Genomic DNA, 26,764 nt, shown 5'->3' with positions numbered 1-26,764 from the left:
CGAGCAGATCGCTGACCGGCATGCCGTTCTCGGCGATCTCGATCGAGGGTTGGAACAGACTGGCGAAGGGAAGCTTGCCAAACCGCTTGTGGGCGGCTTCGGCGCCCTTCATGAAGCCGCCGACCAGGGCGGTGCGGCCGCTGGGCGGACCCTTGCCGCGCAACGCCTCATCGCTGCCGAACAGGATTCCCCCGGGGATGGACGCGCCGTCGGTCTCGCCCTTCACCGTGTTCCATTCGGCGTTCATGGTGTGGGTCTTGCCGGTTTTGGCGTCGAAATAGACCAGCGACATGATCCCAAAATAGCTGATCGGGGCGCCCGCCGTCAGCGCCACCTGGGCCAGGGCCGCGGTGATGGCCGCGTCGATCGCTCCGCCGCCCTGCTTGAGGGCCTCCAGGCCCGCCCGCGCCGCCAGGGCCCCGTAGGCGACGGTGACCGCGCCGTTCTTGCCGGTGGCCGCGCCGGCCGTGGTGCGCTCGACGCCCTGGGCGGCCATGTACTTCTCGTACTCGCCTGGCGCCCAGCTGGCGGATGTCAGATCGATTGCGCGCGCCGCTTGGGGCTGCCGGGTGTCCATAGGCGTCTTCCTCGTTAAGCGCGTCGGCCGCCGCTCCGGTCGTCGCCGGATTCTGGCCCACGCCGCCGATCCCCGCATCATACAGTACTGTATTATCTGTCAAGTCGACTCTACGCCTTGGACCAGGCCTCGCGATGGCTGCCCGGAATTGAGTCCCCGCGGCGGGCGGCCACGAACGGGCTGATCAGGCGCCGCGCAACGACAGATGGGATCGAGCCCCGGACCTCAATGGCGATAAGCGCCGAGCGGGCATGCGGCGGAAGGCCGCAAGGCCGCTCAACGCATTCACAAGGGTTCGCCGCCACGCTCGCGTCGAAGAACTTCGGCGTCGATCAACGCCTGAAAGCAGACAGGCGAATGATGGACTTGGCGAGCGAGCGTCCGCTCTTCGATGAGGCGTTGGAAGTACGCGCTCGGCAGTTGGGAGCGCGGTGCGCCACGGCGGCGTTTTCCGCCGCCATGTTGCTCTACAGCGTCGGCTGGAACGCGGCGATCGCCTGGCTGATCATCTACCTGGGTTTGCAAACCGTCGAGCGCGCGGTGTTTGGCCCGACGGGTCGCGCACGATCCGACTGGACGGCGCGCGAACCGCTCGCGCTGGTGGTGCTGGTGCTGAACTCCATCGTCTATGGAGCCTGCGGCTTCCTTCAGGCGCACACCGAAGATCTATGGTGGACGGCCTGCGCGGCCCTGCTCTATGGCGCGATCATTTTGCGCGGCGCCATGCTGAGCTCCGGTTCGCGATCCATCTTCCTGGCGACCTTCGTCCCCCAGGTCGTCTACATCGCCGGCCTGCCGGTGCTGGCTTCGATCAAGGGCGCTTCGCCGATGCAGGTCGCGGCCTTGGGCGTCGCAGGCCTGATGACGGCCTATGCGGGATATTCGTCCTGGCGGTTTACGCAGCGCCTGCTCGTGGCCGAGCGCGTCGCCAGGGCCGCGGCCGTCCGCTCGGCCGAGGCCAAGTCGACCTTCGTCGCCGTGGTGAGCCACGAGCTCCGCACGCCGATGACCGCCATCCTGACCGGCGCGGCCCTGCTGCAGGAACAGGTTTCATCGGCTCAGCGACCGCAGGCCGAGTTGATCGTCAGGGCCGGCGCGATGATGAAGGCCTTGCTCAACGATCTGTTGGACCTGTCAAAGATCGAAGCAGGCCGGCTGTCGGTCGAGACCATCGGCTTTGATCCGCGACTGTTGCTGTTGCAGACTCTTCGGTTCTGGAGGAGCGAGGCCGACCGCAAGGGGCTGCGCATCCGATTGGAGGGCGCGCGTCACCTGCCGGCCTGGAGCAGCGGCGATCCCAACCGCCTTGCCCAGATTCTCAACAACCTGTTGTCCAACGCCCTGAAGTTCACCGAGCAGGGCGCGATCACCATAAGGATCGAAGCTCCCGAAGGCGCCGCTGGTGCCCTTCGCCTCCTCCATGTGGCCGACACGGGTCGGGGCGTCACGGCCGAACAATTGGAACGGCTCTTTCGTCCCTTCGAGCAGGCCAGCCCCGACACGGCGCGCACGCACGGCGGAACGGGCCTTGGCCTGGCCATCAGCCGCGATCTGGCCCGCCTGATGGGCGGCGATCTCACCGTAAGCAGCACGCCGGGCCAGGGCGCCGTCTTCTCCTTGAGTCTGCCGCTGGCGTCCCAGACGCGGCCGGCGCGGTTGTCCGGCGTCGAGGCGGCCGAAACCCTATTGTCCGGGCCGGACGGATTCACGGCGCTGGTCGTCGACGACCATGAGGTCAATCGTCAAGCCCTGAGCCTGATCTTGGAAGCCGCGGGCGGGCGGGTGTCGGTCGCCAGCGATGGCTTCGTGGCGCTCGCGGCGTTGGAAGCGGCGGCTTTTGATGTCGTGTTGCTTGACGTCAACATGGCCGGCCTGAGCGGATTGGACGTATGTCGTCAGGTGCGGGCGTCGGGCGGCTTCAACCATGACGCGCCGATTATCGCGGTGACAGGCGCGGTCGCTCCCGCCGATGTCGCCGCCTATCTGAGCGCCGGCATGACGGCGATCGTCGCCAAACCGGTCTCCCCGCGCCAATTGCTGTCGGCGTTGAGCCAGATCCTAAGCGCCGGGGAGCCTGGAGACCGGCGATCGTCCTAGCCCTCGACCCGGGCGCCCCGGCCGTCAAGCTGTCCCCAGGCCCGTTCAGACGTGGGCGCGCGATGCGTCCGCCTTGGCGAGACGAGTCCGTTGTCCGCGCGATGTCGTTTGGCGGAAAGCTCAGGTCGAAGAGTTCGCCAAGTCGCGCGAGACGACGACGAGCACGCGCGCTGGCGCCGAACCGCGCCGACGCAGCTGATGTTTGAGATGCCCGTCGAAATGGACGCAGTCTCCGGGTCCAAGCCGCACGGTTCGATCAAGAAACAACACTTCGACCTCGCCCTCCAGTCCGTAGATCAGTTCGTCGCCGGGGTGATCGGCGCGATGGTCGCCGTCGCTGGAGCCCGGCTCCACGATCAAGGCGCTGAGCCGTCGCCCAGGACTGACGGGCAGCACGAGCCTGAGCGCGAGGTCTTCTGGGCCCGCGCTGAGCGTCGCCTGATCTTGCGCGCGGACCACCGTCACCGCGTCAGGCGTTGCTGTCTCGCCGAACAAGTGGCCGACCTGAACGCCGAGCGCCCTGGCGATGCGCAGGAGCACGCTGGTCGAGGGGGATTTTTCTCCCCGTTCGATCCGCGAGAGATAGCCCTTGTTCAGTTGCGCCGAGGCGGCCAGCGCGGCCACGGTGAGGCCCCGCCGTCGACGGATGGACCGAATGCCCGCCGCGACGCCGGTGCTTGCTGGCGGGACCATGGAATGAGGTTCGTTCGCGACCATGTTTTTGCGCCGCTCCCCAGCGCATCGTCCGTGACGTCGCTGCCTAGCCTCGAGGCGAGATCACGTCAAAGGGCGTGTGCTAGTCCAGGGCGTCGACATGGCGGCGCCGAGCCTCCTCCAACCAGTAGTTTGTCGTCGCCGCCACGATCGAATCTTTGAGCAGAAAGTCGCGAGCTTTCTCGGCCTCATCCCGCGCGAGGGGCTCAAGGGGGCCGACGGCTGCGGCCCGCACCTGCATCTCGCACGCCTGCTCGAGCAACACCGCGCGATAGAAGGCCGCGTCCAGCGTCGAGCCCGTGGTCAACAGCCCATGGTTGGCCAGCAGGATGGATCGCCGGGCTCCGAGCGCTTCCGATATGATGCGACCTTCCTCATTGGCGATCGGCAAGCCTGGCCAGGCGGGCAGAAAGGCGCAGTCGTCGTAGAAGGGCGTGGCGTCCATATGGCCCACGATCAGCGGCTGCCTGGCCATCGCCAAGGCCGAGGCGAACGGCGGATGGGTATGGACGATGCTCCCGATCTGAGGGCGGGCGCGATAGATCCACAGATGAAATCGAACGCCGGGATTTGGCATGCCGACGCCTTCGACGACCTCCATCTCGCCGTTGACGCGCACGAGATTGCTGCAGCGCGCCTGGCCAAAGCCTGAACCCCAGGTCGTGGTCCAGAAGGTGTCGGGATCTTCCGCCCGGACGGTCACCTGACCGGCGAGCGATCGGGCATGCCCCTGGTCGGTCAGGTAGCGGCATGTCAGGGCGAACCGCTCGCGCAGGCTCAGGGCGGAGGTCGAAAACCCCTGGTCCATCCGTCGATCAAGGTCTTTCCGGACGAGCGTTTCGTCCTGACCGAAGATCGAATTCGGCATTCTGGTTGCTCCATAGACAACAAGTTGTCTAAGATCCAATGATGTATCACGCCCCGAGTGTCCAGCCGCAATCGTGCGGACGTTCATCGCGGCGTGACGCCTTCAACCCCCGCCATCAAGGCTGCTGCAAGGCGCGACCCCAAAGGACGGCATGGCTCGCCTCGCCGCCCAACCGACACGAGACAAAGCTGTGGAAAAGCCCCGGCGCATAAGACTGACCAACGCGGTGCTGTTCGACGGGGAAGAGCATTTCCCCGTCCTGCGGCGTTCGATCGTCATCGAAGGGGAACGGGTCGTCGAGGTCGGTCCGGCGGCGCCGGCCGCCAGCGACGAGATCGTGGTGGATGTCGGCGGCCGCACCGTGATGCCCGGTCTGATCGACGCCCACTTCCATTGCAACAGTCCGTCCCTGAACGTCGCGGCGGCCGACCGCCTGCCGGCGTCGCACATGGCGCAATACGCCCGCGGCTATATGGAGGCCTCGCTCCTGCGCGGCTTCACCACCCTGCGCGACGCCGGCGGCGCCGATTCCGGTTTGAAGGCCGCGCTGGCCGAGGGACTGATCCACGGACCACGCCTCTACACCTCGGGTCTGGCGCTGTCGCAGACCGGCGGCCACGGGGACATCCGCGACGGCGGGCCGCCGTCCTGCGGCTGCGCCGGCTACAGCGGCTCGCTGTCCATGGTGGTCGACGGCGCGGACGCCATGCGGCTGGCGGTCCGCGATCAGCTTCGCCAAGGGGCCGACCAGATCAAGATCTTCGTTTCGGGCGGGGTGCTCTCGCCCACCGATCCCATCTGGATGGAGCAGTTCACCGACGCCGAGATCGGCGCGGCCGTGGAGGAGGCCGCGCGACGACGCACCTATGTCATGGCCCACGCCCTGACCGCCCTGTCAGTTCGCCGCTGCGCCCAACTGGGGGTCAGATCGATCGAGCATGGGCTGCAGATGGACGCCGCGACGGCCGATTTCGTCGCCGCCTCGTCCTCCTTTGTCGTCCCGACCCTGCTGATCCTCACCAGCCTGGCCAGCGGGCGCTTGGCCCTGCCGCCCGGCGCCCTGGACAAGGCCAAGCACGTGATGGAGCAGGCTGTCGCAGCGGTCGAGCATGGACGCAGGGCTGGCGTTCGGATGGGTCTGGGCACGGACCTGCTGGGCGAACTGCACGGATCAGAATTGCAAGAATTGGAGGTCCGCGCGCAAATCTGCGGAAACCTGGAGACCCTGCGCGCCGCCACCTCCGTCAACGCCGAGATCATGCAGTTGAAGGGGCAGTTGGGCTGCATCCGGCCTGGCGCGCTGGCCGACCTGCTGGTGCTTGACGGCGACCCGGTCGCCGACATCGGCGTCCTGCTGCGGCCTGACGCCCACCTGGAGCGGATCATCAAGAACGGCGTCACCGTTTTCGAGAAGACCGCCCGTCCGCAGGCCTCGCGACCAGCATGACCGAGGACGCGCGCGCTCGCGGCGCGTCTGCGTGGCGGTGGAGACGCGTGATGGGATGAGTGGCCGCGATCAGCGTCGGCAAGCCGCGCGCGCGTCATCAACGGCCAGGCGATGCAAAGCGCGATCCAAGCCCCGGTCCGGTCTATTTCGATCTTGGCGGCCCGCGCGGCAACGCCACCGCCGTGCACGCCGAGGAGGCGTGCGTCTTCGCCGCCGAGCAGGACGACCATGGGTCAAGCGAGTTGGGCGACGCGCCCCAAGCGTCGATCAGACGGGAGTGTCGGTCTGGATGACGTGATCAGCCGCCTGGGCCGCCATTTGGTCGGCCTCTTCGGCCTCCAGACCAAGACCCCTGAGCGTCAGCGCCACGACCTGCTGGGCGAACATGACCCCGGTCGTGCGATGGCGTTCCGCCAGCAGGCGCAGGATCAGGGCCGACCCCGCGCCCACAACGAAGGTCGTGGCGCTGTCGCGCGTGGCCACCCGCAACCGGCCCGTCGCAATGCCCGCGGCGATATCGGCGCCAAGGCCTGATCCGATGCGCAGATCCGCGCTCAGATCCTGACGCGCCGACTGCGCCATCAGGCTGGCCCTGACCGGATCGCTCAGGGCGATCTTGGCGTAGAAGCACATGCCGCGCGCCACCCGCATGGCCGCATCAGCGACGCCGTCGTTGAGGCTCGCGACGGCGATTTCCGACTGAGTGCGCACCGCGCGTCCGATCTCGACGGCCAAGGCGTCCTTGTCGGGAAAGTGATTGTAGAACGTGCCCTTGGCGACCCCCGACGCCTGGGTGATGTCGTCGACGCTGAGGCCGTCGATAGAGCGCTCGCTGAGCAGCTTGGCGGCGGCGGCGAGGATCGCCTCGCGGGTCTTTTCGCGGCGCGTGCTGGTTCCCGACGCGGCGGACGCGGGAGAAGCGGGGGCGACACGGGTCGCGTCTGACGTTTTCAAGCAGGCCTCCGGCCGATCGGTGGCGTCCGTACTACCGCATCGTGCGGCGTTTGTCCGCGTTCGGGCGCCGCAACCCGAACCGCGACGGCGGACCCTAATCGCTTTCGACGGCGGCTGATTTCGACACGCGCACGATCATCGACTGGCTGGCGCTCGCCATCAGCTCCCGATCCTCCGAGAACAGGTTCATCGCGCCATGCGCCATGCCGCCGTGGACGCCGAGGATGCGAATTTCGCACAGGACCCATTCGGTCGACGCGATGCGGCGGAAGCGGATGGTGTTGTCCAGGCTGTTGCCGCCGGCCTTCAGGCGCAGCACCGCAGCGATCGCGCCGGGGATGTAGTCGGCGAGGATCGCCAACAGGCTGGCGCTTACCGGACCGCCTTCGCGAAAGCGCATCCAGACCAGCAGCCGTCCGGTGCTGGCGTAGCGGGCGGCGAGGGTCTCGGCGTCGGCCAACTCCGCCAGCCGAACCTCGATCCGGCTGTTGACGCCCAACTCTGGCCAGAAGGGGGCCGGCGGACAGTCCGACGGGCTTGGCGCGTCGGGCGCCTGGATCCACTGGCGAGACAGGGATCCCGGCCGCTGACCCAGCGCGGCGTTGACCGTGAAGATCTCCTTGTCGCCCACCCGTCCGACGACCCGGGCCTGACTGTTGAACTGACCCGACGCCGCCACCTGCACATCAAGGTCCACGGTGTCTTCAAGACGCGCATAGGAGAGATACTGCGCGGTCGCCCAGATCGCCGGCGCCTCGCACGTACGCTCCAGCGCCGCGATGGCGGCCGCCATCCCGACGCCGCCGAACATGAACTCGTAGCCCGGCTTGCCGACACAGAGATTGGCGGCGAGCGGCAGGCGCCACCGCTTGGCGTCCTGCGTCGCCTCAAGGTCGAAGAAGGGCTGGGCGTTCATCGGCGATGGCGTCCTCGAAGCACGGCCATGGCGAGCAGAGCCCGCCATGGCTTTCGGCCTAGTATTTCAGGCTCAGTTGCAGCGCCACGGTCCGCGGCTGCTCGGAGATCCCGCTGTAATTGCCCGCCGGAACGATCGGGGTGGGGAAGGAGAAGCTGAGCGCGTTCTCGTTGGTCAGATTTCGACCGATCAGCCGCAGTTCCCAGCGCGCATCGCTCGCGGCGATGGCCACGCCGGCGTTGAGGGTGGTGAACGCCTCGCCGGCCGGGGCCGACGCCGTATCGCGCTGGTAGTAGCGCTTGGAGCGATGGTCGACCGATCCGTCCAACTTCAACTCCAGCGCTTCGGAGATCGGCGTGCTGAAGGCAAAACCCGCGCTGGCGGTCAGTTTGGGCGCCAGCGGCGGGACCGCGCCGGTCTTCAGGTCCTTGGCGTCGGCATAGGTGCCGTTGGCGAACAGGCGCAGGCCGCGCACAGGATACCAGTAGGTTTCCACCTCGACGCCGCGGCTTCGCAGATCGGTGTTGCCGATGTCGAACTGCGCGCCGGTGAAGGTCACCAGCTGGAAGTCGTCGACCTTGGTGTTGAAGCCGGCGACATTGAACACCCAGCGCCGCCCCTCGCCCTGGAGCTTCAGACCGATCTCGGCGGTGTGCGCCACTTCCTTGTCGTACTCGGCCTTGTCGAGCAGGGACACCGAACTGGCGAAACCGCCGCTCTTTGTGCCCTGGCCATAAGAGACATAGAGATTGGCGTTGCTCGAAAGATCGTATTGCAGCCCCGCCGAGTAATCGAGATTCTTCTCGTCGTGACTCCTGGAGAAGGGCGCGTACGGCGGATAGAGCACGGTGCTGAGCAGGCCAGGCGTGGTGATCTTCCGTGACAGATCAACGTCCTTGTCCTCACTGGTCCACCGCAGGCCCGCCTGGGCGCGCAGGCGATCGGTGAGTTTGTAGACCCCCTGGCCAAACAGCGAGACGGCCTTGGTGTCCTGATCGAAGGTTTGGGCGAAGGCCCCGGCGACGTTCACGCCCGGCGCGGGGCCGAACGGGTAGTTGGCGATCCGGGTGGAATCGATGTCGAGCGACCCGTCGAGGTACAGCGCCCCGACGATGTAGTTGAACGGGCGGTTGGCCGGCGAGACCAGACGCACTTCTTGCGTGAACTGTTTGCCGATCTCATTGCCGGTTCCGTAGAAATAGTCGCCAGCCTGAAAGTCGTAGTCGTCGTGCGAGCGATTGACCATCTTCGACACGCCGGTGATCGCCGTCAGCGTATAGCCGTTAAGATCGTAGTTGATCGTCGCGGCGTAGCGGGTCGAGATCAGCTGACCGGCCTGTTCGCCGCCGCTGTTGGGCGAGCTGGCGGCGTTCTTCCAATCCAGCTTGGTGTCGATCGTGCCGGGGGCCCCGGCCCGGGCCTGGAGCAGTTCGGGCACGCCGGTCGTGGCGACGAACTCGGCGGGCGTGCCGTCGTTGTCGACCCGATCGCGCTGGGCGAACAAGGTCACATCCAGGCGATCGGTGGGCTTCCAGGTGGCCACCGCGCGCAGGGCCGCGTCCTGCAGCCGCACGGCGGTCTTGCCCGTGACCACGTTCTTCACCGGCCCGTCGCTGTCGGTGTACTGGCCTGACAGTCGCAGCTTGAAGGTGTCGGACACCGGCAGGTCGACGCCGCCGGAAACCAGGTTTCCGCCGACCTCGAACTCGCGCGCCACGCGCAGATCCGCCGCCAACGCATTGCCCGGACGACGGGTGATGATGTTGACCGCGCCCAGGCTGGTGTTCTTGCCCAGCAGAGCCGCCTGAGTGCCGCGAATGACCTCGATCCGGTCGATATCGAACATCGCCGCGGCGAATTCGCGATTGCGCGGAGCATAGACCCCATCGACGAACAGGCTGACGGAGCTGTCGAACGAGGAGTTGCCCGGCGACGAACCCAGTCCGCGAATGGTCACGCCAAACTCGTTGGAGCTGGGCGACTTGGTCATGTTGACGCCCGGCGCCACGGCCGGCAGTTGCGTCAGGCTCACCGCCCCCTTGGCGACCAGGGCCTCGGCGCTGACCACGCCGACGCTGGCGGGCACGTCCTGAACGGTCTCGGACCGCTTGCGCGCCGTGACGACCACTTCCTCGATCTTGAAATCGTCACCATCCGTCGGGGAGGCGGTTTGAGCCAAAGCAAAGACCGGCATTCCAACTAGCGCCGATGACGTAAAGAGCGCGACCAGCCGCACGCAATGCTTGCGAATACGCATTCGTATCCTCCCATCTGCATTCTTGATTATTGACGGATACAGTATGGGAGACACTCCAGCCGCGCAAGCGCGAAATGGACGGTTTGGTCATTTTCTATATGACAAGTTTTCCTGTTTTCTCGAGGTAAGGGCGAAACACCCGGAACAATATGACCAAGTGGTCATTATTTATCGCGTTCAGCTTGTTCCGAGGCGCGGAAACAGCCTGAGGGCGTTGGTGCGGAAAATGGCCTGTCGCAGATCCTGGCCGATGGTCTCCGCGCCCTCGAACCGCCGCGCCAGGAATTCGCAGCCGATGGCCGGCGTGAACGGATAGTCGCTGCCGTAGTGGATCTTGCCAGGGTCGGCGACCTCGAGCAGAGCCGTCAGCTGCGACGGCACGGGCGATCCGGCGATGTCGAAGTGCAGGGTCTTGACCGCGTCGCGGACCGAGGGCGCGGGCTTGCCGTCGGGGGTCTTGTAAAGCATCGACATCAGTTCGATGCGATTGAGCAGAACCGGCAGCGCCGCGCCGGCGTGCGGCACGATGATGCGCAGGTTGGGGTAGCGCGCCAGGACCCCGGCGATGATCATGTCGGTGACCGAACGCGTGGACTCGAACATGAATTCCAGGGCCGGCTGCGGGAAGGTCGCCGCCAGGCGCGGATTGCAGATGCAGGCGGGCGAGGTCGGGTGGATCAGGATCACCGCGTGGCGGCGATCGAGCTCGGCGTAGAGCGGCTCAAGCTTGGGATCGCCCAGATAGACGCCCTTGGCGTTGGTCTCCAACAGCACGCCGTCCGCCTGCAGGTGATCAAAGGCGTAGACCGCCTCGGCGATCGCGCCCTCGACGTCGGGCAGGGGCAGGGCGGCGAACTGGCCAAAGCGCGAAGGGTGGGCCTGGCGCACCCGATGACCCTCGTCATTGACGCGTCGCGCCAGGTCGCGCGCCTTGGCGTCGTCGCCAAAATGCACGCCCGGGGAAGAAATCGAGAGCATGGCGGTCTGGACCCCCAGGCCGTCCATGACCTTCAAGGCCTCCTCGGCGCTCCAGGTCGGGATGAACGGCATGCCGTCGGGCTGGCCATGTCCTGCGTCCCGCAGCGCCTGGGCGTAGAAATCCGGGACGAAATGGGCGTGGACGTCGATGCGATCGATGACGCGGGCGTCGGTCGGCGTTGGGTTGGGAGCGGAAGTCGTCATGGTCGGCGTCCTGACCTTGGGGGCTTGGGATACAGAATCTTTGGACTGGGCGGGCGTAGCCAGGCTGGCCGCGATCATCGAGGCGACCAACCGGCGATTTGGACCGTGGGACGGATCGGACATAGCCGCGCTAAGCCTCCGTCGCCAGCAGCGTGCGCAACTCGGCCTTGGCGACCTTCTCCAGGGTCGAGCGCGGCAGGCTGTCGACCAAGCGGATCTCGGCCGGATGCTTGAAGGCGCTGAGGCTGTCGGCGCATACGGCCATGATCCGCTCGGCCAGCCCCTCGGCCTCACCGGAACGGGGGATCACGAAGGCGATGGGCACCTCGTCGAGCATGGGATGTTTCTTGGCGACGATCGCCACCTCGGCCACGCCCGCCACCGAGCCGATGACCCGTTCGATCTCGGAGGCGGCGACGTTCTCGCCCCCGACCTTGAGCATGTCCTTGGAGCGGTCGGCGAAATAGAGCCAGCCGTCCTCGCCCAGCCGCACGCGATCGCCGGTGACGAAAAGGCCGTCCTCGCGGAACGCCGCCGCCGTCGCCGCCGGATCGCCGACGTACTCGGCGAACAACGACAGGCCCCGTTGGCCGGCGATCAGCAGATCGCCGACCTCGCCGGGGCGCACCGGGTTTCCGGCGTCATCCAGGACATGAATCGTATAGGCCAGCGAGGGACGGCCCATCGACCGGGGCGCATCGGCCAGATCGGTCGAACCCACCGTGCCGTGGGTGATCGTCTCGGTCATGCCCCACCAGCCCAGGCTCCGAACGCGGAAGTGCGCGTCGAAGGGCATGTCGCAGACCGGGGAGCCCCAGAACCGGTACTGATGCTTGTCCGGCACCGGATGTTCCATCAGGGCGCGGAAGCAGAACGGCACCATCGAGGTCCAGGTGCAGCCGTGCTTGAGCGACAAGGGCCAGAAGCGCGAGGCCGAGAACTTGGGCAGCAGCACGACGCCGGCGCCCGCCCACAAGGAGGCTAGGACCGAATAGACCTGGGCGTTGGTGTGGAAGAGCGGCAGGTGAACAAGGTGGACGTCGTCCGCCCGCAGGTCCTCATGCATGGCGCTGACCCGGGCGCCCCACAGGGCGTTGGCGTGGGTCCACAGCACGGCCTTGGGACGCGCGGTCGTGCCCGAGGTGTATTGGATCCCGAACGGCGCCCAGGGGTCGTGAGGACGTTCGACCAGCAAGGCCGGATCGGCGTCGACGGCGCCGAACGGCTCGGCGGCCGCCGAGAACGCCGCCGCCGGCGCGCCGTTGTCGGTCTCGGTGGCGACCAACCAGGGCAGATCGGGCGCGGCGGCTCGCAGCAGATCGACGAATTTCGGCTGGGTGACCGCGCCGACGACGTCGCTATGGTCCACGAAATAGCTGATCTCGTCTCGGCTGGACTTGGAATTGGTGGTCACTGGCACCGCGCCGGCATAGGCGCAGCCAAGCCAGGCGATCACCCCCTCGGCGCAATTGTCCAGGTGAACCAGCACCCGTTGTCCCGGCGCGACGCCCCGCGTCTGCAGCCCCGCGGCGAAGCGTCGGACCGCCTCGCGGAAGGTCGCGAACGTCCAGGCGCGCGCCTCGCCCTCGAAGGGCTCCCAGGTCATCCAGGTCCGCTCGCCATGGGCGGCGGCGCGCCGGTCGATCAGGGTCCTGATGTCCCAGCCTTCGAACGGCGACAGCGGGGCGTGGGTCATGACGAAATCCGGTTTGGAAGCATTGAGGACAAACGGCGGCGGTCGCTTGGGTCGTTGCGCACGATCGCGTCCGCCGCCTGGGCGGCGAGCTGTTCGGCCTCGGCGCCGTCGACGCCGAGGCCGCGCAGCAGCATCGTGCAAATCTGTTGGGCCAGCGGCGTGGCCAGGTTCGGGCTTGGACGCTCGACGGCGCGCGCCAAGGCGCTCTGCGCCACGCCCAGAACCGACGCCATGCCCGCTTCGAGGTCGACGCCGCGGAAGCGGCCTTGCGCCAGGCCCGTCGACAGGTCGTCGACGAGGCCCTGGTTCAGCGGGGCCGTCAGCGAAGCCTGTTGGTGCTGCAGCCGCAACAGGACGCGGGCCCGCTCGGGCTCCTGGATCGCATAACGAATGTGGACGCACACGCCCCTGGCCACGCGCCGCGCGGGATCGGCCACGTCGGCGTTGGCGTGCGCGACGGCCTGCTCGAGGCCGGCGCGAATCTCGCGGCTGATCTCGCCGATCAAGGCCTGCTTGTCGGCGAAGTGGGTGTAGAAGCTGCCCTTGGAGACTTGAGCCGATTGGACGATGTCGTCGATCGCCACGGCGTCGGCGGACCGAGCCGACAGCAGTCGCCGACCGGCCGCCACCAGCGACGTGCGCGTCCCAGCGCCGCGCTTGGGCGTGCGGGGCGCGGCCGTGGTCATGCGGCGGCCGCGCGCGCGGCCATGTCTTCGCCGATGATCGGCATCAGACCCGGCCGCCCCATCAGTCTCATTTGATAGGCGTCGAGGTGGACCAGGGCCGGCAGACGGCCGGCGAGGGCGGGCGCGCCGCGCCACAGGCTGAAGACCAGAGCATAGAGGTCGCAGAGGCTGAAGGCCTCGAGCAGGAACTGCCGGTCGGACAGATGGCTGTCCAGCTCCGTCAGCGCCTTGACCAGAGTCTCAAGGGCGCTGGCGCGCAGGGCCTCGGCCGCCGCCGGCTCGCTGACGATCCGTTCCGGGAACAAGGCGGGGGAAAAGGCGGCGTGGACGGTGCTCGACAGGAAACCGAGCCAGGCTTGAGCTTGCGCTCGCGCGTACGTCCCCGGCGACGGCAGCAAGGCCCGCTCCGGCGCCCGATCGGCGATGTAGGGCAGGATCGCGGTCGACTCGGTGATCACGCCCTCGGCGGTCACCAGGGCCGGCACCTTGCGGCGCGGATTGATCCGCGCGTAGGCCTCGGTGAGGTTCTCGCCCCTGGTGGTGTGGACAACCTTGATCTCGTGCGGCAGGCCGGACTCCAACAGCGCCAGCCGCGAGGCGAGCGAGCAACTGAGCGGAGCATGAAACAGGGTCAGGGTCATCGAGCCGGTTCCGAAACAGGGGAGCGAGAAGAAGCCGAGAGCGCCCGCAGCCAGGCCTCCCGCAGCACGGTTGGCGCTCCGACGCCAAAGACGTAGCGATCGGGACGCACAAGAACCGCGTCGGCGCCCTGGGCGTCGAGCCAGGCCTCCAAAGGTCTGCGCACGGCCGCCAGAAAGGGGTCGGTGGTGGAGATGGCGAGCAGACCCGCCTCGGCCGCACCCGGGGTCGAGCGGCTGATCAGCCACGGGCCGTCGCCCAACAGATCGTCCAGGCCGACCCCGTCGGGCGCAGCGCCAATCCACGGCTGGGGGAAGATGACGCCCGATACGTCCTGCCCGGCCATCAGGCATCCGCCGGACAGTCGCGTGGACGGCGCGGGCAGCCCAGGGCCGCCGGCGGCCCGTTGGGCCAGCATGGTCTGATCGCGCATCGCCGCGGCGTCGGCGTCCAGGGTGCAGATCACGCGACCCATGCCGATCGCGAAATTGACGATGCCGCGGACGTGGGCCTCGCGTTCGGCCTGGTAGGTGTCGAGCAAGGCCTCGTCCGCCCCGTCACGCAGCACCGCCTTGAGTTTCCAGGCCAGGTTGGCGGCGTCTCGCATGCCCGAGCACATGCCCTGGCCCGCGAAAGGCGGCATCTGGTGGGCGGCGTCGCCGGCCAGCAGCACGCGGCCGACCCGCCATCGTTGCGCCACCAAGCCATGGAAGCGATAGACGGCTCGCCGCTCCAACGTGATCTCGCCGCAATTCCACTGGGCGATCCTGGGCAGGATGAAGTCGTCGCTGAGCACCGCTTCGGGCGTCTCGCCCGGCAGCAGCATGAATTCCCAACGATGGCGTCCCGGCCCCATCGGCACGCAGGTGACCGGTCGGGCCGGATCGCAGATCTGCAGGCTGACCTTGGGCAAGGTCGAGCCCTGCGAGGTCTTGGCGTCGATGACCAGCCAGGGCTCGTCGAATTGATAGTCGTCCAGTTCGATCCCGACTTGCCGCCGCGTCTGACTGGCCGCGCCGTCGCAACCGACCACATAGCGGCTGCGCACGTTGACCGTCCCTTGCGAGGACGTCAGGGTCGCGGTGACCCCGTTTTCGTCCTGGGCCAGGCCGTCCAGGCGACAGCCCAGGCGGACATCGGCGCGCTCGGCGGCCTGCAGCCGGGCGCGCAGTGCGTTTTCGACGCCGGGCTGGTGGAACATATAGCCCGTGGCCCAGCCCGACGGATTCTCGCCGCTCAGGTCAAAGCTCATCAGGATCTGGCCGTCGGCGGTTCGAAACTCGTAGGCCGGCGCCGGGCGGGCGTGCGGGCGAACCTCGTCGGCGATCCCGATCTGCTGGAACAGCCGCATGATCTCATGGTCGAAGTGCGCCGCCCGCGGCAGAGGATAAACTTCGGTGTCCTTGTCGATCACCAGGGTCTTGACGCCCGCCCGGGCGAGCAGGGCCCCGAGCATGGCCCCGACCGGGCCCATGCCGACCACCAGGACATCGAAATCGGCCTCGGCCATCGGGCTCAGGCCTCGGTCGCGCAGGGATTGTCGATATGGCCCAGGCCGTCGATCTCGACGCGAACGCGGTCGCCGTCCTTGAGGAACTGGCGCGGGTCCATGGCCGCGCCGACCCCGCCGGGGGTGCCGGTGAACAGCAGGTCGCCCGGCTCCAGGGTCATGGCCTGGGATAGGTGCTCGACCTGCGCGAACACGTCGAACACCAGATTGGCGGTGTTGGAGTTCTGGCGCGTCTCGCCATTGACCAAGGCGCGGATGCCCAGCGCGTGAGGATCGGCGATCTCGTCGGCGGTCGTGATCCAGGGACCGAAGGGCGCGTGGCTGTCGAACGACTTGCCCAACGACCACTGCGGAACACGATGCTGCCACCGGCGCTCGGTGGCGTCGTTGCCGACGCAATAGCCGAAGATCGCGTCCTTGGCCGCATCCTTGGCGATGTGCTTGCCGCCCGCGCCGATCACCGCCACCAGCTCGGCCTCGTAGTCGACGAAACCCATCGGCTTGGGGATCAGAATCGGATCGTACGGACCGTTGGTCGAGGTCGAGGCCTTGGTGAACCACACCTGGTGTTCGGGCGTCTCCATCTTGCTCTCTTCGATGTGGTCGGCGTAGTTCAGGCCAATGGCGAAAATCTTGCCCGGTCGGCGGATCGGGGCCAGCAGATGGACCGCATCGAGCGCGAAGCTGTCGACAGCCGCCTTGGCGATGGCCTCGGCCTCGCCCTTGATCTGCGGCCAGCGGCTGATCAGCTCGATCATGTCGGCGGCCAGGCGCGGCGCGGCGCGCGAGATCGAGACGATGCGGTCGCCGACGACGGCGCCCAGTTCGGGCGCGGCGCCCAACTCGAAGGTGGCGAGTTTCATGCGGGTCTTTCCTGGGATGGGCCGGGGAGTTTGGAGAAGCGCTAGGCCATGGTCGGGGGCGCGGACGGCCCCCACTGAACGCCGAGCAAGTCTTGGATCGTGGCGGTGTTGGAACCGTCCTGGGCGGTGAACTGATCGCCGTCGGTCCAATGCTCCAGCGTGTGACCCCAGGGATCGCGCCAGTAGTCGAAGACCTGGCTGCCGAGGATGTGGCGGCCCACGCCCCATTCCTGCTTGCGGCCCGCGGCCTTCAACGTGGCGTGGCCAGCCATCAGGTCGTCCAGGTCGGCCACCTCGAAGGCGGCGTGGTTGAAGCCGGGGCCGCTGGGGCTCTGCACCAGGAACAGGGCGTGGTGGTCGGTCGGCGTGTCGCCGCGATCCAGGCGCATGAACGCGCCGATCGAGAACTCCGGCGACAAGGCGATCTCGTCGGAGGTGATGAAGCCGAAGCGGTCCTTGTACCATCGCTCGGAGGCGCGGAAGTCCGAGACGTTGAGCACGCAGTGGCCCAGGCGCGCGACGTGGGCCGCGCCTGGGCTGACGCGCTTGACGCGCCGCAGGCGACCGCGTTCGTCGGCGTAGTTCCAGGCGTCGCGGGACGGCAAGGGAAGGGGTGAAGACGGCTGTTGGCCGGCGACCACCTCGACGACATGGCCGTCCGGATCGCGCAGGCTGATGAATTCGCCGCCGCCCGGGGCGTCAAGCGGCTGGGCCAGGACGCCCTCGGCGGCGGCCAGACGATGGAGATCCTCAAGACTGGAGGCTCTCAGGCCCAAGGCGGCGAAGCCCGGCTCGCCGGGCTCGGAAACGTGCAGGAAGGGGGCGGGACCGTGCCCGCGGGCGTACAGGCGAGAGCCTTCGTGCTCGACTTCCAGCAACCCGAAGTCGGCGAGAAAGCCGCGCATCTCGTTGAGGTCGGGGACCTGGAAGCGCACATATGCGACCTCGTCGACCTTAATGGCGCTCATGGCGTCCTCCCGCGGTTCTTGAAATGACCGTTTGGTCATTATGTGCTATCGCGCCGACGGCGCAAGGGGAAATATTTCCTGATCTCAACCAGCTTGATCGAGATCAGTCCTTCTATAATATGACCGTATAGTCATAAGAGGAGACACACCATGGCTGCAGACGGCGTTTGGAACATCACGGTCAACTCGCCCATGGGCGCGCAGAAGAGCGTCGTGACGCTCGCGGCCAACGGCGAGACGCTGACCGGCACAGCGGTCGGCCAGGCCGGGACCCAGAACATCACCGACGGCAAGGTCAGCGGCGGCGACGTGTCCTGGAAGGTGGCGGTCACCACGCCCTTTCCGATGACGCTCGAATTCGTCGGCGCCGTGGACGGCGACAAGATCGCCGGTCAGGTGAAGGCGGGCAATTTCGGCTCGTTCCCGTTCTCGGGCGAGCGCGCCTAGGAAACGACGCCGCCCCCTCGCGACACGCGAGGGGGCGGCGCTCGCGCGCCGGGTCCGGGTCGGACTAGGCCGCATCGACCTGCAGACGGCCGGCCAGCGGCGCCAGACGCATGAGCTGACGAGCCTGCTCCTCCACCGCGCCCAGGATCGCTTCGTCCAAATCCCCGCTGTCGAGAAACGGACGTTGCGCCACCGTGTTGACGCTGATGCCGACGGGGGTGGGCCACCCGCGCAAGGCGTGCACGACATCGCGCATGGACGACAGCGTGACGCCGCCGGCTTGCCAGCCCGCCGTCGAAACCACCAATCCGACCGGCAAGCCGTCGAAGTAGCAACGCGCGTCCAGGCGCGTGTCCTCCAGCAGATCGATCGCGTTCTTCACCAAGCCCGAGATCCCGCCGTGATAGCCCGGCGAACCGATCACCAGACCCGAGGCGCGGCGCACGGCGGCGACGAACCGGATCTGCTCGGCGGTGCGCGCCGGCGCATCGGGGGCGAAGTGGGGCAGGGCGGACAGAAACGCCCCGCCAAACAACTGGACCTCGGCGCCCAGCGCGGCGCAGCGGTCCAGCACGGCCGAGACCAGCCGCTCGGTGGTGGAGCCGGGGCGAGTGGTCCCGCCAAAGCCGACGATCAGGGGCGGTGCTGACGACATCGGCCTAGACCACAACAAAGATGTCGCTGGAGCCGACGAGCGAGCGGCCAAACTGCTCGAACGATTGCTCGGTGCCGAGGAAGGCGTGCCGCGAAGCGACGTTCAGATCCTTCCAGTAGCGCTGCACCAGGCTCGCCTCGGCGAAGGACGAGGCGCCGGACACCGAGACCAGGCGATCAACGGCGGTTCTGAGCAGGGCGCAGGCATGACCGCAGGCGGCGCGCAGTCGATTGCGCTCGAACACGCTGACCTCGACCCCGGGGCCTCCCGCGTCGATCGTCGCGGCCGCGTCGAAGGCCAGCAGCTTGGCCGCGTGGATCTCTGAGGCCGATTGACCGATGTCGCGCATGGCCACGTGGGAATCGACCAGGCGCGGGAACGTCGTGTAGGCGAAGCCCTTCTTCTCGGCGCTGGCGACGACGAGCTCGAGCACGGCCTCGGCCATGCCCAGCAGAGGCCCCACCAGCACCACCGACAGCGCCGCGCCAACCGGCCAATGGTCCGCCGCTTCTTCGGAATCGAGCTTCTTGTTCGGGGCCGCGACTTGAAGCAGACGCCCGTGCGGAATGAAGACATCCTCGGCCACCAGGGTGTTGCTGCCGGTCCCGCGCATGCCCACCACCTTCCAGGTGTCCTGGATCGTAAGGTCGCTCATCCGCATGCAGGCCGTACCAACGCCGGTCGCCATCCCCTGGTCGTCCAGGATCATCACCCCGCCCGTGCCCCAGTTGGCGTGATAGGATCCGGAGGCGTAGGGCCACTTGCCCGTCACCAGATAGCCGCCGTCGGTCGGGCGAGCCGCGCCCCCAGGGGTTAGGACGCCGCAGACGAACGGACGCTCTTCGCCCAGAAACACCTCCTGCTGACCCGCATCAGGCAGAGCGGTCATCGCCCAGGTAGTGATGTTGATCAGGGACTGCACCCAGGCCGTCGCGGGACAGCCCTTGGCCACCGCCGCCGCCACGGCCAGCTGCGTGGTCATCTTGGCGCCATGTCCGCCAAGCCGGCGAGGCACCAGGACCCGCAGCAGATCGGCTTGCTTCAGGCTCTCGAAATTGGCCTCGGGCAGGCGTCGATCTTCGTCGCCGCGCTTGTAGTTGGCCTTCAGGCCCTCTTGCAGTCCGCGCGCGCGCTCCACCAGGGCGGCGTCGATCGAATAGTGCGGAGACATGTCGTAGGCCATGTGCGCGGCTTCCTCATCCTGTTTGATTTGCGACCGGTGGAGCTTCGAGGTCCGCGCGATCCTTGGTTGATCCCAGACTAGGCGCCGCAATCCCAGTTGTGAAATTGATGACATTACTCTCTTGTATTAATTTGGTTTATGGATTGCCGCCGACAAACGCGGATCGATGGGGGGATGGCGATGGGTCTCAACGGGTTGGACCTCAATCTGCTGGTCGTACTGGATGCGTTGTTGCGCGAGCAGAACGTGACGCGGGCGGCCGTCCAGCTGAACATCACCCAGTCGGCCGCCAGCAGCGCGCTCAAACGCCTGCGCACGGCGCTGGGCGATGAGCTTCTGGTCCTGGTCGGCCGGCAAATGCAGATGACGCCCCGCGCCGAGGCCCTGAAACCCAAGATCGCCGCCCTGATCGCGCAAATCGAGCGGACGGTGGCGCGAGACGCGTTCGACCCCGCTGTCGCCACGGACCGGTTCATGCTCGGCACCGCCGATTATGCCGCCTTCGTCCTGATGCCGGCGATCCTCAAGATACTCGAGCGCGACGCCCCGCATGTGCGCCTGGAGCTGGTCGACCTGACCGAGCACTGCGTCGGCGACATGCTCGCTGGCAAGCTCGACGCGATCATCGCCCCGCGGTCGTATGTTCCCGTCGAGGGCCTGCGCGCCCGCACGCTGTTTCAGGAAGAGCTCGTCTGCATAGCCGCGCGGGGGCATCCGGCGATCGTCGACGGGCGCATCGGCCCGCAAGCCTTCAAGGCCGCGGCCCATGTGCGATACCAACCTGGCCCTACCTTGGATGGTGATCAAAACAGCTTGCTGCAGCCTCGCCGCCAAACCGCGAGCTCCACGGTGCTGACCTGCTCGAGCTTCGCGGCGCTGACCTTCATGGTCGGCGAGACCTCGGCCTTGGCGATGGTGCAGGAGCGTCTGGCCCGACGGTTCGAAGACCTCGCCGGGTTGGAGGTCCTGCCCCCGCCGACGCCGGCCGCGACGCTCGACATCGCGCTTTTTTGGGCGCCGAACCGGAATTCCGACGACGCTCACGCCTGGTTTCGCGAGGTTGTCGCCCTCGCCGCGAAGGGAATCTAGCCAAGGACGGCGCGCGTCACGCGCCCATAGCCGGTGGGACCGCTAGCGCATGCCAGCCCGACACCCGCGCCGACCGGCCGCGGGCGTCGACGACCGTCGCCCCGCTAGAGGTCGGCGAAACGCCCGTCCGCGCCGGCCAGGCGCTCGAGCAGCGGCGCGGGCGCCGCCTCCGGCCCCAAAGCCTGGGCATGATCCTTCAGCCCCGCCAGGACGGTCTTCAGGCCAATCTTGTCAGCCCAATACATCGGACCGCCGGTATAGGTCGGCCAGCCATAACCCGAGACCCACACCACATCGATGTCGGAGGCGCGCAGGGCGATGCCCTCCTCCAGGATCTTGGCCGCCTCGTTGATCATCGGAAACAGGCAGCGCTCCAAGATCTCCTGATCGGAAATCAACCGGCGCTCCCGGCCCTGTTCGCGGCACAGGTCCAGGATGATCTGTTCGGTGACCGCGGACGGGGTGGTACGACGCGCGGCGTCATAGTCGTAGTAGCCCGCGCCGGTCTTCTGGCCGCGACGATCCCGTTCGCAGAGCCGTTCGCGCAACGTCTCGCCCTTGGAGGTTTCCCGCGACCACCCCAGGTCCAGGCCGGCGAGGTCGGACATCGCGAACGGCCCCATCGGCAGGCCAAAATCATACAGGACACGGTCGACATCCCAGGGCAGGGCGCCTTCCAGCACCAGCTTGGTGGCCTCGCGCTGGCGTTGGGCGAGCATGCGGTTGCCAATGAAGCCAAAGCACACCCCCACCAGAACCGCGACCTTGCCCAGGGTCTTGCCCAGTTGCATCGCCGTGGCCACGACATCGGGGGCGGTCTTCGCGCCGCGCACCACCTCGAGCAACTTCATGATGTGAGCGGGCGAGAAGAAGTGCAGCCCGACCACGCTTTCGGGACGGCCGGTGGCGGCGGCGATCTCGTCCAGGTCGAGATAGGAGGTGTTGGAGGCCAGGATCGCGCCGGGCTTGGCGACGGCGTCGAGCTGGGCGAATACGCTTTTCTTCACCGCCATGTCCTCGAACACGGCCTCAACGATGAGATCGCAATCGGCCAGGGCCGTGTAGGACAAGGCCCCGCTCAGCGCCGCCAGCCGCGCCTCCAGGGCCTCCGGCGAAAGCCGCCCCTTGGCCGCGGCCGCCTCGTAGGTCGCCCGGATCGTCGCCAGACCGCGCTCGAGCGCCTCGGGCTTGGCCTCGACGATCACCACCGGCAGGCCAGCGTTGAGGAAGCTCATGGCGATGCCCCCGCCCATGGTGCCCGCGCCGATCACCCCGACCCGGCCGATGGGGCGGGGCGCGGCGTCGGCGGGCAGGCCCGGAACCTTGGCGGCGGTGCGCTCGGCGAAAAACACATGGCGCTGGGCCGCTGACTGGTCTCCGCTCAAAAGGCCCAGGAACAGGGAGCGCTCCTGCGCGACGCCGTCGGCGAACGGCAGCCGGGCGGAGGCCTCCACCGCCTCGATACAGGCCGCCGGCGCGGCGAACCCACGGAAACGTCGCGCATGCGTCTTGCGAAAAGCCTCGAACACCGCCGCCTCGGCCAGCGGCGCGGGCGCGGCGCTGAGCCGGCGGGGCGCGGCGCCCGCGGCGATCTGTTCACGGGCGAAGGCGACGGCGTCGGCGAGCAAGTCCTCGCCCTGCGCGACCCGGTCGATCAGACCCGATTTCAAAGCCGCCGACGCCGACACCGGCTCGCCCAGGGCGATCATCTCCAGCGCCGTGGCCACCCCAACCGCCCGGGGCAGCCGTTGCGTGCCGCCGGCGCCGGGCAACAGCCCCAGCTTGACTTCCGGCAGCCCCAGGCGGGCGGACGCCGCGGCGATCCGGTAATGGCAAGCCAGGGCCACCTCCAGGCCGCCGCCAAGCGCCGAGCCTTGGATGGCCGCGATGATCGGCTTGGGGCTGGCGTCCAGGGCGGCGATGACGTCCGGCAGCGACGGAGCCTGCGGCGGTTTGCCGAATTCCGAGATGTCGGCCCCGGCGATGAACGAGCGCCCGGCGCAGACCAGGACGATCGCCTGGACGGCGTCATCGGCCGCGGCCTGCCGCAGGGCCCGCACCAGGCCGGCCCGCACCGCGGTCGACAAAGCGTTCACGGGCGGATTGTCGATGGTGATGATCCGAACCTCACGGTCACGGCGAAGCGAAACAGGATCGGCGGCCGGAGACATCACGGGCATCTGAAAATTTCCTATGACTCATTATTTTGCGGCAGTAATGCCCATACTCTTTGTCTCAATCAAGCGAAGGTGAGCGACAAACGCCAGCTTGCGGACGCTGGGCTCGACCGGCCCGGCGCGGCCGATGCGCAGGGCGGGGTTCGACAGGCTGTTCTAGTCGGCGGTGAATTGTTAGAGCGGCTCCATGACCAGGCGAACCACGACCGACGGCCAGACCGACCGCTATGAGCTCAAACGCGAGGCGCTCGTCGAAGCGGCCGCGCGCCTGTTCAACGAAAAAGGCCTTCGGGGCGCGACGTTGTCGGATGTCGGTCAGGCGGTCGGCCTGATCACCCAGAGCGTGACCTACTATTACAAGCGCAAGGAGGATCTGGCGGCGGCCTGCCTGATGCGAAGCACCGAGGCCTTCGCTCCCCCCTTGGCCCGGGCCGCCGCGGAGGCCACGCCGGAGCGGCGGTTGCGCGCGTTCCTGACGGGATATTTCGAGCTTCTCGCCGACATCGCCGCCGGCCGCCGGGCCGAGTTGATCAACTTCTATGACATGCGGGCGTTGACGGGACCGCAGGCGCAGGCGGTCAACGCCGCGTTCAACGAACTCTTTCGCGCGCTGCGCGCGTTGCTGCGGCCAATATCTGGCCCGGCCTTCGAGCGCCGGGAAGAGAACGCGCGCACCCACCTGGTCTTGTCCACGGTGTTGTGGGCCCGCACCTGGGCGGCGCGCTACCAACCTGAAGACTATCCACGCGCGGCCGAGCGCATGGCCGACGTGCTGATCGAGGGCTTCGCCAAGACCGCCCTGTCCTGGCCGCCGGCCCCGTTGCAGGGTTTCGACGCGCTGGTCTACGACCCCGCGGCCGTGTCCCGCGAGGCGTTCCTGCGCGTGGCGACGGAGATGATCAACGCCGAAGGCTTCCAAGGCGCGTCGGTCGACAAGATCTCGGCTCGACTGAACGTGACCAAGGGCTCCTTCTATCACCACAACGAAACCAAGGACGACCTAGTCGCCGAGTGTTTCGACCGCAGCTTCCAGATCGTTCACGACGCCCAGCGCGCCTCGGTCACGACCGGCGCGTCGCTGATGGACCGCTTGGCGGCCGAAGGGGACGCCTTGGTGCGGCGTCAACTGAGCGACCATGGACCCTTGCTGCGTTACATGGCCCTGGCGGCCTCTCCGCCCGCCAGTCGACAAAACCTGATGGTGACCATGGCCCGCCAGACCGCCCATTTCGCCGGCCAGATCACCGACGGCATGATCGACGGCTCCGTGCGGCCCGTCGATCCCGCCATCGCCGCCGAAATCCTGACGGCGATGATCAACGGCGCGGCCGACCTGCCGCTCTGGGCGCCGGGCATCACGCCGGACGAGGCGTCCAGCGCCTATGCCAAGCCTCTGTTCACAGGCGTCCTGAATTAGTCCGATCAAGGTCTGGCCCGACGGACCCATGACGCGGCTGCAGGCCTGGTCTCGTCATGGGTCCGTCGGGCCGGCCTCAGTCCCCCCGGGGACTCAGGCCGTCTGGGTGCTCAAGGCGATATAGCGCGCCAGGTGCAGGTCTTCGTCGCCGAGCTGATGATCGATCATCACCAGACGCTTGGCGTAGTGCGACAACGGCAGCTCCCAGGTCATGCCGATCCCGCCATGCATCTGGATCGCCTCCTCGGCGACCCGCGCGCCCACCTTGCCGACCGTGTATTTGGCCGCCGAGACCGCGCGCTCGCGCGCCAGACGCGGGCCATCGACCGCCGCCGCCGCATTGATCACCGCCGAACGGGCCTGCTCGATCTCGATCAGCAGATCGGCCATGCGGTGCTGCAGGGCCTGAAAGCCGCCGATCGCCACGCCAAACTGGAACCGGGTGCGCAGAAACTCGACCGTATGGTCCTTGACCACCTCCATGGCTCCGAGCGCTTCGGCCGCCAGGGCCAGGGCGCCATACGCCTGCGCGGCCTCGAGGATCGGACCCGCGCCATGGAGTTTTCCGACCAGCGCGTCCGCACCCAGGACGGCGTCCTCCAGGGTCAGCTCGCCAGAGCCGCCGCCGTCGATGTCGCCATAGCCGCGCACGCGAACGCCGACCGCGTCCGTGGGCACGAGAAACAGACTCACCGCGTCCGGATCGCCGCCTTCGACCCGCGCCGAAACCAGGACCGAACCGGCGGCCGCCAGATGCCCGACCACCGCCTTGGCGCCGGTCAAGCGCCAGCCCTCGCCCAGCGGGCGCGCCAGGGTCGCGAGCGTTGGGCCAACGCCGATGTCGCCCGGTTCCTGATGGGCGAACGCCACGATCGCCTGTCCGGCGACAATCGCCTCGATCAGCGCGGCGCGCCCTCCGCCCAACCCCAGAGCCCGGCTGGCCAGCAGCGCGGTCAGGAACGGTTCGGCGACCAGGCCGCGCCCCAGGCTTTCAAAGACCGCCATGATGTCGAAGCCGGCGCCCCCGAAGCCGCCGTCGGCCTCGCTCACCAGCGCGCCGATCACCCCCAGATCGGCCAGTTGGCCCCAGATGTCCGGGCTGTAGCCGGCGGGGCCATAGGCGGCCCTGTTGCGGACCTCGGGCGCGTAGCGATCGGCGATGAAGCGATCCAGGGTCCGCGCCAGCATCTGCCGGTCTTGGTTATGGGAAAAGTCCATGCTCAGAGCCCCAGGATGGTCTTGGCGACGATGTTCTTCTGAACCTCGTTCGAACCGCCGAAGATCGACAGTTTGCGATTGTTGAAATAATCGGCGGCGACGCCGGCCGCATAGGAGGGGCCGATCGGTTCGGCGTTGGAGCCGGCGTCGAGCTCCTCGGGCGTCAACGGCTGGGCGTAGGCGCCCAACGCCCGGCGGGTCAGGCTGGTGATTTCCTGTCGGATTTCGGTGCCCTTGATCTTCAGCATCGAGCTTTCCGCGCCGGGCACGCCGCCGCCGGCCACCGCCGCCAGAACCCGCAGGTTGGTGGTTTTCATGTTTTCCAGATCGATCTCGACCCGGGCCAGGCGGGCGGCGAACAACGGGTCCTCCACCAGCGGCCGGCCGTTGCGCACCTGCCGTTCGGCGATCCATTTGAGACGAGCCAGCGCCGCGTCCGAGAAGCCGACCCCGGCGATGTTGGTGCGCTCGTAGGTCAGGAGATACTTGGCGTAGGTCCAGCCTTGGTTTTCCTCCCCGACCAGATTGCCGACCGGCACCCGAACGTCGGTGAAGAACACCTCGTTGACCTCGTGCTCGCCGTCCAAGGTGATGATCGGGCGCACCTGGACGCCTTCGGCGTCCAGGTCGATGAGCAGGAAGGAGATGCCTTGCTGTTTCTTGGCCGTCGGGTCGGTGCGCACCAGGCAGAAGATCTTGTTGGCGTAGTGGCCCAGCGTCGTCCACGTCTTCTGGCCGTTGACGACATAGTGGTCGCCATCGCGCACCGCCGTGGTCTTCAGGCCGGCCAGGTCCGAGCCCGCGCCCGGTTCGGAGAACCCTTGCGCCCACCAGTCGGCGCCGTTGAGGATCCTGGGCAACAAAGCTTGCTTTTGGGCCTCGGCGGCGAACTTGATCAGCACCGGCCCCAGCATGTTGACGCCGAACGGCACGATCCGCGGCGTATTGGCCAGGGCCGCTTCATGTTCGAAGATGAAGCGCTCGATCACCGACCAGCCTGGACCGCCCCACTGGGTCGGCCAGTGACTGGCCAGCCAGCCCCGGGCGTTGAGAATGGCGTGCCATTGCTCCATGTCGGCCTTGCTCAGTCGCTGACGCGCCCAGACCTTGCCCGACAGCTCCGGCGGCAGGTTCGCGGCGAGGAAGGCGCGCACTTCAGCGCGGAAGGCTTCTTCCTGAGGGGAAAATGAAAGATCCACGAGAA

At 67.6% G+C, this 26,764-nt stretch carries 23 protein-coding genes; 5 read left to right on the top strand and 18 right to left on the bottom strand.

Features of this window, described 5'->3' with window-relative positions:
• Positions 1–577, bottom strand: a 577-nt coding sequence (locus G3M62_RS26345; protein WP_205692030.1) for a gamma-glutamyltransferase, incomplete at its 3' end; no start/stop codon positions are given.
• 228 nt (positions 578–805) lie between these two features.
• On the opposite strand from G3M62_RS26345, the gene G3M62_RS26340 reads away from it, so the two are divergent.
• Entirely contained in the window at positions 806–2,674 is a 1,869-nt protein-coding gene (locus tag G3M62_RS26340) for an ATP-binding protein (protein WP_165191771.1), read from the top strand.
• Positions 2,675–2,794: 120 nt separating this feature from the next.
• Here the strand turns inward: G3M62_RS26340 and G3M62_RS26335 are convergent, their stop codons facing one another.
• Positions 2,795–3,391 carry a helix-turn-helix domain-containing protein gene (locus G3M62_RS26335; protein WP_165191770.1) on the bottom strand — a complete coding sequence of 199 codons (597 nt, stop codon included), beginning with the start codon at positions 3,389–3,391 and terminating at the stop codon, positions 2,795–2,797.
• Between the two features lie 79 nt (positions 3,392–3,470).
• Entirely contained in the window at positions 3,471–4,256 is a 786-nt protein-coding gene (locus tag G3M62_RS26330; protein ID WP_165191769.1) for an aldolase, read from the bottom strand.
• A 190-nt stretch (positions 4,257–4,446) separates the two neighbouring features.
• On the opposite strand from G3M62_RS26330, the gene G3M62_RS26325 reads away from it, so the two are divergent.
• Positions 4,447–5,703 carry a metal-dependent hydrolase family protein gene (locus G3M62_RS26325; RefSeq protein ID WP_246263650.1) on the top strand — a complete coding sequence of 419 codons (1,257 nt, stop codon included), beginning with the start codon at positions 4,447–4,449 and terminating at the stop codon, positions 5,701–5,703.
• A 267-nt stretch (positions 5,704–5,970) separates the two neighbouring features.
• Here G3M62_RS26325 and G3M62_RS26320 read toward each other — a convergent pair whose 3' ends face one another.
• The 10 genes from G3M62_RS26320 to G3M62_RS26275 form a co-directional block, all read right to left on the bottom strand.
• On the bottom strand, positions 5,971–6,657 hold the full coding sequence (locus G3M62_RS26320; RefSeq protein ID WP_165191767.1) for a TetR/AcrR family transcriptional regulator: 687 nt from the start codon (positions 6,655–6,657) through the stop codon (positions 5,971–5,973).
• Between the two features lie 94 nt (positions 6,658–6,751).
• The gene (locus G3M62_RS26315; protein WP_165191766.1) at positions 6,752–7,573 is read right to left on the bottom strand and encodes an acyl-CoA thioesterase; all 822 of its coding nucleotides are present in this window, start codon (positions 7,571–7,573) and stop codon (positions 6,752–6,754) included.
• 58 nt (positions 7,574–7,631) lie between these two features.
• Complete coding sequence (locus G3M62_RS26310; protein WP_165191765.1) at positions 7,632–9,767, bottom strand: TonB-dependent receptor; 2,136 nt, start codon at positions 9,765–9,767, stop codon at positions 7,632–7,634.
• Between the two features lie 240 nt (positions 9,768–10,007).
• A complete protein-coding gene (locus G3M62_RS26305; RefSeq protein ID WP_165191764.1) occupies positions 10,008–11,012 on the bottom strand; it encodes an amidohydrolase family protein in 1,005 nt (334 codons plus the stop codon).
• A 130-nt stretch (positions 11,013–11,142) separates the two neighbouring features.
• Positions 11,143–12,708, bottom strand: a complete 1,566-nt coding sequence (locus tag G3M62_RS26300) for an AMP-binding protein (RefSeq protein WP_165191763.1) — start codon at positions 12,706–12,708, stop codon at positions 11,143–11,145.
• Positions 12,705–13,394 (bottom strand): TetR/AcrR family transcriptional regulator, encoded by a 690-nt coding sequence (locus G3M62_RS26295; protein ID WP_165191762.1) that lies wholly within the window; start codon positions 13,392–13,394, stop codon positions 12,705–12,707. The genes G3M62_RS26300 and G3M62_RS26295 overlap by 4 nt, the downstream gene beginning before the upstream one ends.
• The gene (locus G3M62_RS26290) at positions 13,391–14,035 is read right to left on the bottom strand and encodes a glutathione S-transferase family protein (protein ID WP_165191761.1); all 645 of its coding nucleotides are present in this window, start codon (positions 14,033–14,035) and stop codon (positions 13,391–13,393) included. Before G3M62_RS26290 ends, G3M62_RS26295 begins: the two co-directional genes overlap by 4 nt.
• Positions 14,032–15,543, bottom strand: coding sequence for a bifunctional 3-(3-hydroxy-phenyl)propionate/3-hydroxycinnamic acid hydroxylase MhpA (gene mhpA, locus G3M62_RS26285; RefSeq protein WP_165191760.1), 1,512 nt, complete (start codon positions 15,541–15,543; stop codon positions 14,032–14,034). The genes G3M62_RS26290 and mhpA overlap by 4 nt, the downstream gene beginning before the upstream one ends.
• Positions 15,544–15,548: 5 nt before the next feature.
• The gene (locus G3M62_RS26280; RefSeq protein WP_165191759.1) at positions 15,549–16,406 is read right to left on the bottom strand and encodes a fumarylacetoacetate hydrolase family protein; all 858 of its coding nucleotides are present in this window, start codon (positions 16,404–16,406) and stop codon (positions 15,549–15,551) included.
• A gap of 41 nt (positions 16,407–16,447) precedes the next feature.
• Positions 16,448–17,374 (bottom strand): VOC family protein, encoded by a 927-nt coding sequence (locus tag G3M62_RS26275; RefSeq protein ID WP_165191758.1) that lies wholly within the window; start codon positions 17,372–17,374, stop codon positions 16,448–16,450.
• Between the two features lie 150 nt (positions 17,375–17,524).
• Here G3M62_RS26275 and G3M62_RS26270 point away from each other — a divergent pair, with 150 nt between their 5' ends.
• Positions 17,525–17,821: a hypothetical protein gene (locus G3M62_RS26270; protein ID WP_165191757.1), complete on the top strand. Its 297-nt coding sequence runs from the start codon at positions 17,525–17,527 to the stop codon at positions 17,819–17,821.
• Positions 17,822–17,885: 64 nt separating this feature from the next.
• On the opposite strand, the gene G3M62_RS26265 is transcribed toward G3M62_RS26270, so the two are convergent.
• Both G3M62_RS26265 and G3M62_RS26260 read right to left on the bottom strand, forming a co-directional pair.
• Positions 17,886–18,476, bottom strand: coding sequence for an NADPH-dependent FMN reductase (locus G3M62_RS26265; RefSeq protein WP_165191756.1), 591 nt, complete (start codon positions 18,474–18,476; stop codon positions 17,886–17,888).
• A gap of 4 nt (positions 18,477–18,480) precedes the next feature.
• A complete protein-coding gene (locus G3M62_RS26260; RefSeq protein WP_165191755.1) occupies positions 18,481–19,659 on the bottom strand; it encodes an acyl-CoA dehydrogenase family protein in 1,179 nt (392 codons plus the stop codon).
• 174 nt (positions 19,660–19,833) lie between these two features.
• Between G3M62_RS26260 and G3M62_RS26255 the strand changes: the two genes are divergently transcribed.
• Positions 19,834–20,748 (top strand): LysR family transcriptional regulator, encoded by a 915-nt coding sequence (locus G3M62_RS26255; protein WP_165191754.1) that lies wholly within the window; start codon positions 19,834–19,836, stop codon positions 20,746–20,748.
• Between the two features lie 104 nt (positions 20,749–20,852).
• Here the strand turns inward: G3M62_RS26255 and G3M62_RS26250 are convergent, their stop codons facing one another.
• A complete protein-coding gene (locus G3M62_RS26250; RefSeq protein ID WP_425483870.1) occupies positions 20,853–22,919 on the bottom strand; it encodes a 3-hydroxyacyl-CoA dehydrogenase NAD-binding domain-containing protein in 2,067 nt (688 codons plus the stop codon).
• Between the two features lie 193 nt (positions 22,920–23,112).
• Here G3M62_RS26250 and G3M62_RS26245 point away from each other — a divergent pair, with 193 nt between their 5' ends.
• On the top strand, positions 23,113–24,342 hold the full coding sequence (locus G3M62_RS26245; RefSeq protein WP_165191752.1) for a TetR/AcrR family transcriptional regulator: 1,230 nt from the start codon (positions 23,113–23,115) through the stop codon (positions 24,340–24,342).
• A gap of 93 nt (positions 24,343–24,435) precedes the next feature.
• On the opposite strand, the gene G3M62_RS26240 is transcribed toward G3M62_RS26245, so the two are convergent.
• Together G3M62_RS26240 and G3M62_RS26235 are read right to left on the bottom strand one after the other, a co-directional pair.
• Positions 24,436–25,560 (bottom strand): acyl-CoA dehydrogenase family protein, encoded by a 1,125-nt coding sequence (locus G3M62_RS26240; protein ID WP_165191751.1) that lies wholly within the window; start codon positions 25,558–25,560, stop codon positions 24,436–24,438.
• Positions 25,561–25,562: 2 nt separating this feature from the next.
• The gene (locus G3M62_RS26235; RefSeq protein WP_165191750.1) at positions 25,563–26,759 is read right to left on the bottom strand and encodes an acyl-CoA dehydrogenase family protein; all 1,197 of its coding nucleotides are present in this window, start codon (positions 26,757–26,759) and stop codon (positions 25,563–25,565) included.
• Between the last annotated feature and the right edge of the window lie 5 nt (positions 26,760–26,764).

It is taken from the genome of Caulobacter soli (assembly GCF_011045195.1).
Classification (GTDB): domain Bacteria; phylum Pseudomonadota; class Alphaproteobacteria; order Caulobacterales; family Caulobacteraceae; genus Caulobacter; species Caulobacter soli.
This window is presented reverse-complemented; position numbering and strand designations above follow the sequence as displayed.